Below are 11,251 nucleotides of genomic sequence, written 5' to 3'. Positions count from 1 at the left end.
ATTCAGGTGATAAAAAACATTCATTTACATACATACCAGATGCTGGCAAAGCCACTGCTTTTTTAGCATTGAAAGAAGATTCCTGGAATCAAAGCTGGCATTTACCAACAGATCCTTCTTTCCCAACCGGAAATGAAATCACTGCTTTATTGAACAAAGAAATGGGAACTAACTTCAAACTACAGGTAATGCCTTCATGGTTGGTTTCCATACTAGGTATTTTCATGTCTATTATGAAGGAGATTAAAGAATTAAGATACCAGACAGCCGAAGACTATTGTTTTCACTCAACTAAAATTGAGAAAACTTATGGGCTTAAACACACCCGTATCGAGCAAGGATTGAAGAGTAGCATCTAAATTTTAGGAATAGGAATAACTAAAAACAGTTTCTCTTCCTTTCTAATTGCAATAGCCTTGCACCGTTCTTTTACTAATTTTACGGTAAGAGATCTAATATATGGCTCATTCTCACGATCATCACCACCATCACGGTTCAGGTTCCAATCTGAAGCTTGCTTTTTTTCTAAATCTTGCTTTTACCATTTTAGAAATTTTCGGTGGAATCTGGATCAATTCAGTAGCAATCCTTTCAGATGCGATTCATGATTTGGGAGATTCCGTTTCACTGGGTCTTGCTTGGTATTTAGACAAAAAATCCAAAAAATCCGCCAACGAGCAATTCTCTTTTGGCTACACCAGATTCTCTCTCCTTGGAGCATTAATCAATGCATTGATCTTGATCACTGGATCCTTTTTTGTGATTTCCGAGGCTGTCCAAAGAATTATAACTCCTGAAGTCTCTGATGCTAAAGGAATGATCATTTTTGCTTTGATCGGGGTAGCCGTTAATGGATTTGCTGCTTGGAAAGTAAGTCATGGCTCTACCCAAAACGAAAAAGTAGTGAGTTGGCATTTGATTGAAGATGTTTTGGGTTGGGTGGCAGTTTTGATTGCAGGAATCATTCTTTATTTCGTTTATATTCCATGGCTTGACCCAGCCCTTTCTTTGGGAATTTCTTGTTTTATCCTTTGGAATGTATTCAAAAATCTGAAAGATACGCTTTACATTTTCCTACAAGCTGTTCCAAATGAACTCTCTTTGGAAGAGATCAAAAAGAAAATCTGTGAAATCCCGCAAGTAGAATCAATTCATCATACCCATCTTTGGTCACTGGAAGGAGCTCATCATGTTTTCACAACACATGTGAAAATAAAGCCTGTTAATAAACTTGATGAACTGATAAAAGCAAAAGCTGCGATTAAAGAGGTTTTAAAGAAATTCCCTTTTAGCCACTATACAGTGGAAGTGGAAATGCATGAAGAAACCTGTGAGTTGACAGAACCACATCAGCATTAAATCTCATCCTTTAAAAAAATAATTGCTGTGTTGTTTATTTATTTAATTGGTTCCCAAAGAATATATTTTGGATTAATCTCAGGTTTATAGTCCTTTTTTGCTAATATTTTCAGGCTACCATTACAGATTTAAGTCATCTGGGATACAATATTATTTTTTGGAAAATTAAAAGATGAAATTTTGATTTTTTTTCAATACCTTAAAAAGACACAATCTTGAATTACAAGTATTTGAAAACAACTTTATAGGAATTCAGTTATTTCCATGTCATCTAATCGTTCGCATTTATGATATACTTTTTATCCAAATTTGAATTAAAGCAATCATGAAAAACTCCTACCTAATTCTAGCCTTATTATTGATCTTATGTGCTTCTTGTTTTACACAAAAAGACTACGTAACAGAATATGATTACAACTATCAGGGTTCATTTAAAAAATATAAAACATTTGCATTTGTTGTCCCGGATGAAATAGATACCGCAAGTATATCAACGGTCCTGAATGCTACCATCGGTGCGAGATTAGGTTCGCAGGGTTTCAGAGAATATGAGCAAAAACCAGATATGCTCGTCAGTTATAAAATTTTCATGGATTCTATTAAATATAGAGGATATAATCAGCCTGAATTTGATTATTGGTTAAATAGACGCGGAGTTACTACCATCAATGATGAAGGTGAAGAAGAAAAAGAGCAAGAAAAAGATGAAACCTATAACCAGGTAAAATATCAGGAAAATCAAGGTATGTTAGTTATTTATGTAATTGATAGTAAGAGAGGCAGTACAATCTGGCAAGGTTATACAGCTGCTAGTTTTGACGTAGAATCTCCAAACTTTCAATCTGATATTACCAGAGCAGCCTATAGAGTCATGAATGAATTCAAGGTTGTTAATCGATACATGCAATAACTTTTTTAGGAATATTAGTGGGAATTCTCCTATCCATTATGTAGAAATTTTCCACAAAAATTTAAGATATCCCGAATTATCGGGATATCTTTTTTTTACACAAAAGGAGAATTAAAAAATAGATAAAGCTTTGATTTAAAGTGAATTAAATACATTTTAATAGAATCTACATAGGTTGAAAACCTTGATTTTCGTGAATGGCAGTTGGTTTGGAACTAACAAACCAAAATCAAGAAAATCTAAAAATGAAGAAATCATTTATTATCACAGGAATTTTAGGGGCTACACTTTTGGTTTCATGTGTTTCCAAAAAGAAATACACAGAATTAGAAAGTAACCTATTTAAAACTCAATCTGAACTTGCCACTACTGAACAAGAGAAAGCTGAGTTGGAAGAAAAAATGGCTATCATCGAAGCAAGAGTTGCTGAATATAACAATAGAATCAATTCTCTCAGATCTGTAAATGATGAATTGAATAGCACCAACGCCAGCTTATATGATATCCAAGGAGGTACTGTAATGTCCAAAAACTCCAAAGCAAAGATGAATGAAACTTTGGCCATGGTAGATCAGGACAAACTATCTCAAGCCAAAACTTTGGAAGACTCTGTCAATCTTGCTGTAGAATACAATTTGAAGAAAAACATCACCGAAACTACTGTTGATGGTGAGGAGGATGATATTCAGATTGATATTGACCAAACAGTAGTAATGATCTCTGTTTCTGACAAGCTATTGTTCAATACGGGAAGCTATAGAATCAACAGTAAAGCTAATCCTCTTTTAGAAAAATTAGCAGAAGTAATTAATGCTGAACCAAGTCTTCAAGTGATGATTGAAGGACATACAGACCCAAGATCTATCTCGACTGGTGTGATTCAGGATAATTGGGATCTATCTGTAAAGAGAGCGACAAGTATCGTTAGAAAATTACAACAAGATTTCAATGTTGCTCCGGAAAAAATGATTGCTGCAGGAAGAGCGAGCTACATGCCGATCGTTGAAAATGACACTCCTGAAAATATGGCGATTAACAGAAGAACAAGAATAGTTTTGATCCCAGATTTGGATATGTTCTTTGCGATGTTGTAATCGGCAATTAAAAACTAAACCAACCTAAAAAAGGCTGATCTTTCCGAGATCAGCCTTTTGTTATTTTATTTGTCAGTCTATTAAAATTCGATGTTCAAGGTTCCCAATGCATGTTTCATTAGAACTTCTTGAAAGTAGAGTGTGTAGACAGCCTGTGCTTGATCTGCCTGGGCAGCGACCAATTGCTGGTTAGCGGTGGAAAGATCAACAAAATTAGACAACCCAAGTCGGAACCGTTCACTTACTGCTTTTTGAGCTTCTTCCGCCGCTAAAACCTGAACCTGCGTATTTTTTTCATTCCTCACCGCTGCCTGATAATTTATATAAGCCAATTTTACGTCTTGGAAAACCTTCCGATCAAGTGACTCTTTTTGAAGAATTTGATTCTGATAGGCCACTTTCCTTCTCCCTACTTCCAGCTTGTTTTGTAGATTGTTGAAGATTGGAATCTGAAGACTTAAACCATAATTTTGCTGTGGATAGATTTTCAACAGCTGCTCTCTCAACGTTCTATCATCTAATGAAGTAAAGAATGTATTATAATTATAAAAGGCATTGATTCTTGGGAAATACATCGCCTTCATGGCTTTCACACTTTTTTGAGCTGACTCCACCAACATCTCCTGCTGATCTAAATCAGATCTGCTTTCTTTTGCCAATTCATACAATTCATTAACAGTTAAGCCATCAAATGTAATAGTGGTCGCCAAAGGATCTACCGGATCCAAGTCTGGAATGACCGTTGGTTCTAATTGCAAATATTCCGAAAGAGTCCATAGATCATTTTCTAATTGAACTTGAGCTCTCAATGCCACTGATTCCAGTCTTGCCACTTCTGACTCCTGATTATATTGATCAGAAAGAGTCCTTAGACCTGCATCAACAAAACCGGTAATCTGTTCTAATTGCTGTTTTTGGTTATCTAAATTCTCTTGAGCTATTCGAAATAATTCACCATCCAAAAGCACCTGCAAATATCTTCTGGAAACATCAAAAATGACTTGCTGAGCAGCTCTTTCTAACCCTTTTTCTCCTGCCATATAACTCAACTTCGATGATTGGGTATCTAAAATCCTTCTTCCTGAATTAAAAATAGGCATATTAAGGCTGAGGCCAGAAGAAACAATCTCATTGGTTACATTGGTCACTACGATTTCACCTTCAATTTGCTGGAATTGTTGTCCTTTTTGCTGCTGGAAACTGGAACCTATATTTGCACTTGGAAAATGCGATGCAAAAGCGGATTGCTTTTGTCTTTTTAATACCTCCATTTGATTGGACTGTATCTGATAGTCCAAATTTTTAGAAAGAGCTATTTCAACAGCCTGCCTAAAATCGAGTTGTAAAGTATCCTGAGCTTGTGCAGCTCCAAAAGAAATCATCAGAATAACTGCACCTAAAACATTTTTAAACATGGGTAATAACTTCATCTTGATCAATTTTTCCATCCAGCATTTGGATCAATCTGGTGCCATAATCAGCGTTTTCTCTGGCATGTGTAGCCTGGATAATGGTAGTCCCTTCCTGATGTAGTTCTTGAAAAACCTCCATAATTTCTTTTGCCTGACCCGAATGTAAATTTCCGGTTGGTTCATCTGCCAATAATATTCTGGGTTTACCGGCAATAGCTCTAGCTATTCCTACCAACTGCTGCTGACCTCCAGATAGCTGAGCAGGAAACAAGTCTTTTTTGGCAACCATATTGAATCTATCCAAGAGATTCGCAATAATACTCTTCCGCTCATTTGAGGATACTTTTCTATAAAGAAGAGGTGTTTCAATGTTTTCATACACAGTCAATTCATCAATGAGGTGATATGCCTGAAAAATGTATCCAAACTCAGATTTATGAAGAGATGACCTTTCTCGGTCTTTCATTTTGGTAATATTATTATCTCCAAACCAATATTCTCCGGCATAATCTTCATCCAGAAGGCCTAGAATATTCAGTAAAGTAGATTTACCGGCACCACTTGGCCCCATGAGGGTGACAAACTCTCCCTCATTTATTGTCAGGTTGATGCCTTTGAGAATGAAAATCCGCTGGAAGCGAGATTCTATGAACTTATCAATTTCTTTGAGTTGAATCATTTGAAAATAATGAATTGAAATTTATGTGTTGATTAATCGCTTTTTAATGTTTTTGCCGGATTGAGTGAGAATACTTTCCAGCTTCGGTATGCAATAGTGAAGATAGCTAAGCTAAAAACTATACCTATCGCAATAATATAGGGCCAGATACTAGGCTCGGTTTGATTGGCAAAATCCTGAAGCCAACTTTTTGAAAACCAAATCCCAAATCCTATTGCCAAGACGGCTGCAAAAGACAATAACTTTAAGAAATCTGCGGCAAGAACTGAAACCACATTTCCTTGGGTAGCACCCAAAACTTTTCTGATACTGATTTCCCGAGTTCTTCTTAATGCTACATAGCTGACCAGACCAAACAATCCCATACAGGCAATGAAAATGGCAATTCCTGAAAACAAGCCAAATATCCATCCAGATTTTTGTTCCGAACTATACATCTGATTGTAAGCTTGATCCACAAAAACTGGGTTGAATGGTCTTTCTGGTACTAGCTCTTCCCAAATCCCTTCCAAAGTTGACAAATGCTTACTCGGATCACCTTCGGGCAACTTGATCAGCAGTACATTAGCCTGATCTGGATCATTAAAAATCACCAATGGACCCACTTGATGGTGCAAGGAATTAAAGTAAAAATCTCTTACTACACCCTTCACCTCAGTATTTTCATTAAAACCAAGATTGATTGTTTTACCGATGGCTTCCTCCACAGTCCAGCCCATTTCCTTAACGGCAGATTCATTGAGGATCGCTGTAAAATGCTCATTTCTTTCTTCAAGATCACTTCTCTTTATATCTGAATCAGAAAAATTATTTCCTGCAATCAAATCAAGGTCTATGGTTTGAATAATATCATTATCTACCGAATAACCAGTAATCATAAATTCACGCTGATTATCGCCACCCGGAAAAATTTTATATCCAGCTTTAATATGAATAGGCATATCAGCTGCCCTAGAAATTGAGGTTGCGGCTCCAGATCGAAGAATTTCATTCTTGATGGTTTCTATGCCCTCCCTCATATTGTAATGATAATTTAGGGAAACGAGATGTTCTTTGTCGTAACCAAGATTTACCTCTTTCATATAGTCGAGTTGACTCTTCACGACAAATGTTGAAATAAGCAATCCGATGGAAACAAAAAACTGAAAGACTACCAGAGATTTTCTAACCCAAGCTCCCCCTCCTACTTTAGTTTTATTTGCAAGAGCTTTGATAGGCTCCATTCCAGAAAGTATAAGAGAAGGGTATAAGCCAGCTAAAATTCCAATCAAAACTATAAACGCAATTAGTAGCGCAATCCCAATCGGAGAAACCACTAGGTCCAGATTCAAGGGAACCCCACTCAAGGAGGCGAATTTTGGAGAAATTAAATACAATACCATCAAGCTGAGTACAGTAGAAGCAAAAGTCAATAGCATGGATTCAGAAACAAACTGACCAAATAATTGACCTCTTCCAGCCCCCATGGCTTTGCGTAAGCCTACTTCCTTATTTCTTTCCGTAGCTTCAGCTGTTGCCAAATTGACATAATTGATAATTCCTATAGCAATTAACAGCAAAGCCACCACCCCAAAAATATAGATATACCGAATATCAGATCCTGGCTTGATAGAGCCTAAAGTCTGATCTCCCAAATGTATTTGAGTAACTGGCTGAATGAAAAATGCAGTTTCATATCCATATTCAGCGAGATCTTTACCTAAATATTTATCTACAATCTGTCCTAACTTCCCTTCGAAACCTTGAGGATCAGCACCTTCTTTTAGCTTTACGTAGTTATAATAATTACTGGGAGACCATTCTGGTTTCGTTCCATGACGATGCGTTTTGAATGAAGCTATAAAATCAAAATCAATATGGCTATTGGAAGGAAAATCTTCCATAACTCCGGATATTATATAATCTTGATTATCTACTTTTAATGCCTTTCCTACAGAAGAAATGGCATTTCCAAAATATCTCTCTGCCGTACTTTTCGTTAGGACTAGTTGGTTGGGTTCAGAAAGAACCTGATTTGGGTTACCTGAAATCAAATCAAAATCAAATACTTCAAAAAAGTTTTCATCTGCATATGCAAATGACTTTTCTTCTTGATTTCCCTCCCCAGAATCAATCATCACCGAGGAAAAAATACTTAAATCAAATATTAATGTTCCATTTTCTACTTCCGGAACTTCATCAATTAATGTAGGAATCAAACTAGATGGAGTGGAGGAAACTAATTGAGATTCACCTTCCGATCGAAATTCCTGATTCAGTCTATAAATACGGTTGTAGTCCGAATACATTCTATCATAGCTCCACTCATGATTGATGTAAAGGCAAATCGCCAAAAAGCTGACTATAGCAATGGTTAGACCCAACAAATTGATCCCTGTATAGAGCTTTCGCTTTTGTAAATTCCTAAAGGAAACTTTTAAGTAATTTTTCCACATAATCTCTTCAGGTTAAATAATTTCTAACATCTTTCTATTCCCCAGTTTTGTGCCATAAAAAAAAGCCCCTGAAATAGCTTCAGAGGCATTTTTTATCATTCTATAGTATAGTTTTCTCGAACATTTTTGTTCGCTGGCGAACAAAACAAATTATCAATTGTTAATCCACTACTTTTAAATTGTAAGCTCTAAATCTTGATTCTAGGATTTAAAATCTTATATCTTACTTCATAAGTCTTATTCTAAAACTTACGGTACTTTCCATCCAGAAACTCATTGGCTTCTTTCTCATCAAACTTCGCTTTCGAGCTATTCCAGTGAAGGGTCTGATTCGGGAATCTACCTGCAATCACTCCAAGCAAAATAGTTTCAGTCAATCTAGCCGCATAGGAGAATGGAGCACTACACTCGCCTTTTCCAAGACAGGCATCTACGAATTGATGATAGTGTTTTTTACTTTCTGCGTCGTAATCTTTTACTGGCTTTCCTAGGTTGAAGGACTCAATATCCATTTCCACATATTTTCCATCCACTATTTTTCTAGGAAGCTGCTGGAAGTGGGGCAACAAAAGTCTGCCATTTTCTCCCATAAACATAGCTCCTTGATCTGGTAATTCATCTCCATTTGGTAATACCAAATCCTCATGATCTGAAGGTGCTCCTGTGCCATCATACCAAACCCACTTTAATTTCTCAGCTGTTTGAGGAGTTCCCGGAAATTCATAGGTCACAATGTTATGCTCTGGGAATCCAAAACTTGTTGGTTGGCGGCACTCATTAATGATCGTTTCGGGAACATCAAGTTGAAGGGCGTTGTAAGGGGTATCAAAAATATGAACTCCCATATCTCCCAACGTACCGCATCCATAATCCATGATTTTTCTCCAATTGCCGGGATGGTAGTAACCATCTTTGTAAGGCCTTTCAGGAGCAGTTCCCTGCCACAGATTCCAATTTAATGTAGCTGGAACCGGATCAGATCCATCTGGCTCAGCCCCGTCAAATCCCCAGTTTTTTGGAGACCATGCTCTAACAGTATGCACTTTTCCAATGATCCCTGACTGGATCAATAGCGTAGCCAATTTATAATCGTAAAATGAGTGAACCTGAATTCCCATTTGGGTTACCAGATTCTTTTTTTCAGCCACCTTTTTCATTTCGCGAGCTTCTGAAACATGGTGGGTCAAAGGCTTTTGACAATAAACAGGCTTATCCATTTTCATCGCCATCAAAGATGCCGGAGCATGGGTGTGATCAGGAGTCGAAACAACCACCGCATCGATTTCATCCTCTAACTCTTTCAATAATACCCGATAATCCTCATAGATTTTTGCATTCGGGTGTAATGCTTTCGCTTTTGCCAAAGCAGCACTATCCACGTCACAAAGAGCTACCACATCGACTAATTCATGGGAGGAAATGGCATCCAAATCAGCCATACCCATTCCGCCTAGGCCGATATGTGCGGTTCTTAATCTACCTTCCTCATTCAAATTCTTTAAAAACGAAGGTGCCAAAGCTGCTCCTAGGATACCAATACCACTTTTCTTGACGAAATCCCGGCGATCCATTACTGAAATTTTCTTACTCATTTTTATGATTTAGTTACTTTGATGATTTATAATTCCTTGATTCTTATGTTTCTAAAATGAACCACATCCCCATGTCCCAAAAAGCCGATATGACCAGAGCTTCTCGCTAAACCTGGATGTTCCTTATGATCTAGGGTTCCTTCTTTACTCGCTTCCAAATAATCTCCCTGAAGGATTGTGGTACCGTTCAGGATGACCTGAATTTTAGGATGATTGACAATGACTGTTTGTTGATTCCACTCTCCTACCGGTTTTAGGAAACCACGCCTTGCGGGAATCACTCCATATACCGAACCATGATATTGATAAACTTCCAACTCAGCATATTTCTTTGCCCTATTATCTAAAATCTGAAGTTCTTTCCCCACATAAGCAGCATCTCCTTCCAAGGGAGCATGAATTCCCAGACCATTGTTGGCACCGGGAGTTAATTGAAATTCAAAATGAAGAATGAAATTCCCATACTCCTTTTCAGTATAAAGATTACCTCCACCACCTCCCTGAGGATCGATGATTATCATTCCATTTTCTGCCCGGTAGGATTCTTTATTCCCTACCCAACCATCTAGGTTTGTTCCATTGAAAAGCTTAGTAAAGCCAGCTTCTGTTGAATTGTTTTGGGCATGGGTCCCAAATACTACAGCCATCAAGGCAATAAAGAACAGGAAGGTTTTATGCTTTGTCATTTGGGTGCTTTTGTTTAATTGAACCGATGCGGAATAAAACGTTGGCACAATTTAACTTTTATAGGCAAATTCTGGTAGTTTAACTTCATTAAAAAAATTAAATAAGTTTCGCGGAGCTTCTCCAAATTTTTATTGAAACCATATCCTCAGGTTAAAACTTGATTCTAAAAAGCTATCGCAGCCCTGGTTCTAGGCTCACTTCGCATAGACCAAGATGGTAGAAATGAATACTACGGAGCCTTTCTACCTCCTCGAGGGCTATCGGGATGGAGCCTGCCCGAAGTTAGACAGGAAATCTATATATTTTTACTTCGTGTACTTCCCACAGTGGTTGGTGTCTTCCCCGTGGTTGTTATCCTCACCAACCACTTGATTAACAAATCCCCCAGCCCCCTTGTCAAAGGGGAATCGGATAGTGCTTTAATTCTTTTTTTAGATTTCAGATTTCAGACTCAAGATTTTAGACTTCTGATTTCAGACTTCCGCTTCGAGTCTTTCGGAGATTATGAATCCTGCTCCTTTTTCTTGAATTCCTTTCCCAACCAATCGTAGACCATTTCATCAACCTGAGATACAAGTCCTTTCCATTTGGATCTGTAAATCCCCAAAAAAAGAAGAGAAAGAGCTGTGGAAACAAAGGCTACATGGGCGGATTGTAAAATCATAGCCCCAAAAACAAATCGAAATAAAAGTAAGGCTACTGAAAGGACAATGTCCCCTTTAGTTGTTTTTAGCACCAACTGTTGCCCCTCCTCATCACGCTCCACGATTCGGGTGTACTTAAAAATTCGGCCGACTACCAGTCCAACGACATAGAAAAAAATGTAATACAGCGGGATATCATTTTCAATCGAATCATAGAATGCCAAACAGGTCAACAGGATGATCATAATTTGAAGCATCCTATTCTTCTTCCTGATTCCTTTATTTGCCTTGCTGAGAATAAAATCCTTCTTATTTCCCATGCACTGAACTCCTTTAGTTAAAACTGATGCATTGTCTATTTAAATCTGGATAACTCTATCACAGAGACCGTTCCTTGAAGGTAAATATTATTTGATAGAGGATTGAAAGTCACCGCTGC

Annotated in this window: 9 protein-coding genes and 1 pseudogene; 4 read left to right on the top strand and 6 right to left on the bottom strand. The window is 37.5% G+C overall.

What is annotated here, in order from left to right:
- From Q0L68_RS09590 to Q0L68_RS09575, 4 genes and pseudogenes are all read left to right on the top strand, one after another.
- Positions 1–359, top strand: a pseudogene (locus Q0L68_RS09590) (NAD-dependent dehydratase); the annotation flags it as partial.
- A 100-nt stretch (positions 360–459) separates the two neighbouring features.
- Positions 460–1,359, top strand: a complete 900-nt coding sequence (locus Q0L68_RS09585; protein WP_296702197.1) for a cation diffusion facilitator family transporter — start codon at positions 460–462, stop codon at positions 1,357–1,359.
- A gap of 325 nt (positions 1,360–1,684) precedes the next feature.
- Complete coding sequence (locus Q0L68_RS09580) at positions 1,685–2,269, top strand: DUF4136 domain-containing protein (protein WP_296702194.1); 585 nt, start codon at positions 1,685–1,687, stop codon at positions 2,267–2,269.
- 245 nt (positions 2,270–2,514) lie between these two features.
- Positions 2,515–3,363 carry an OmpA family protein gene (locus Q0L68_RS09575; RefSeq protein ID WP_296702192.1) on the top strand — a complete coding sequence of 283 codons (849 nt, stop codon included), beginning with the start codon at positions 2,515–2,517 and terminating at the stop codon, positions 3,361–3,363.
- A gap of 80 nt (positions 3,364–3,443) precedes the next feature.
- On the opposite strand, the gene Q0L68_RS09570 is transcribed toward Q0L68_RS09575, so the two are convergent.
- From Q0L68_RS09570 to Q0L68_RS09545, 6 genes are all read right to left on the bottom strand, one after another.
- Positions 3,444–4,811 (bottom strand): TolC family protein, encoded by a 1,368-nt coding sequence (locus Q0L68_RS09570; protein WP_296702190.1) that lies wholly within the window; start codon positions 4,809–4,811, stop codon positions 3,444–3,446.
- The gene (locus Q0L68_RS09565) at positions 4,771–5,454 is read right to left on the bottom strand and encodes an ABC transporter ATP-binding protein (protein WP_296702187.1); all 684 of its coding nucleotides are present in this window, start codon (positions 5,452–5,454) and stop codon (positions 4,771–4,773) included. The genes Q0L68_RS09570 and Q0L68_RS09565 overlap by 41 nt, the downstream gene beginning before the upstream one ends.
- Before the next feature lie 32 nt (positions 5,455–5,486).
- Entirely contained in the window at positions 5,487–7,889 is a 2,403-nt protein-coding gene (locus Q0L68_RS09560) for an FtsX-like permease family protein (protein WP_296702184.1), read from the bottom strand.
- A gap of 242 nt (positions 7,890–8,131) precedes the next feature.
- Positions 8,132–9,481 carry a Gfo/Idh/MocA family oxidoreductase gene (locus Q0L68_RS09555; RefSeq protein WP_296702182.1) on the bottom strand — a complete coding sequence of 450 codons (1,350 nt, stop codon included), beginning with the start codon at positions 9,479–9,481 and terminating at the stop codon, positions 8,132–8,134.
- Between the two features lie 26 nt (positions 9,482–9,507).
- Positions 9,508–10,167 carry a DUF1080 domain-containing protein gene (locus tag Q0L68_RS09550; protein ID WP_296702178.1) on the bottom strand — a complete coding sequence of 220 codons (660 nt, stop codon included), beginning with the start codon at positions 10,165–10,167 and terminating at the stop codon, positions 9,508–9,510.
- Positions 10,168–10,670: 503 nt separating this feature from the next.
- Positions 10,671–11,132 carry a hypothetical protein gene (locus Q0L68_RS09545; protein WP_296702176.1) on the bottom strand — a complete coding sequence of 154 codons (462 nt, stop codon included), beginning with the start codon at positions 11,130–11,132 and terminating at the stop codon, positions 10,671–10,673.
- Between the last annotated feature and the right edge of the window lie 119 nt (positions 11,133–11,251).

Source organism: Algoriphagus sp. (assembly GCF_024642405.1).
Taxonomy (GTDB): Bacteria; Bacteroidota; Bacteroidia; order Cytophagales; family Cyclobacteriaceae; genus Algoriphagus.
Note: the sequence above shows the minus strand (reverse complement) of the source record. Positions and strands in the feature narration are given on the sequence as shown.

Bases quoted from the DNA above. Each gene is read 5' to 3' on its own strand.
- Q0L68_RS09585 (WP_296702197.1), top strand. From the start codon at position 460: ATGGCTCATTCTCACGATCATCACCACCATCACGGTTCAGGTTCCAAT.
- Q0L68_RS09580 (WP_296702194.1), top strand. From the start codon at position 1,685: ATGAAAAACTCCTACCTAATTCTAGCCTTATTATTGATCTTATGTGCT.
- Q0L68_RS09575 (WP_296702192.1), top strand. From the start codon at position 2,515: ATGAAGAAATCATTTATTATCACAGGAATTTTAGGGGCTACACTTTTG.
- Q0L68_RS09570 (WP_296702190.1), bottom strand. From the start codon at position 4,811: ATGGAAAAATTGATCAAGATGAAGTTATTACCCATGTTTAAAAATGTT.
- Q0L68_RS09565 (WP_296702187.1), bottom strand. From the start codon at position 5,454: ATGATTCAACTCAAAGAAATTGATAAGTTCATAGAATCTCGCTTCCAG.
- Q0L68_RS09560 (WP_296702184.1), bottom strand. From the start codon at position 7,889: ATGTGGAAAAATTACTTAAAAGTTTCCTTTAGGAATTTACAAAAGCGA.
- Q0L68_RS09555 (WP_296702182.1), bottom strand. From the start codon at position 9,481: ATGAGTAAGAAAATTTCAGTAATGGATCGCCGGGATTTCGTCAAGAAA.
- Q0L68_RS09550 (WP_296702178.1), bottom strand. From the start codon at position 10,167: ATGACAAAGCATAAAACCTTCCTGTTCTTTATTGCCTTGATGGCTGTA.
- Q0L68_RS09545 (WP_296702176.1), bottom strand. From the start codon at position 11,132: ATGGGAAATAAGAAGGATTTTATTCTCAGCAAGGCAAATAAAGGAATC.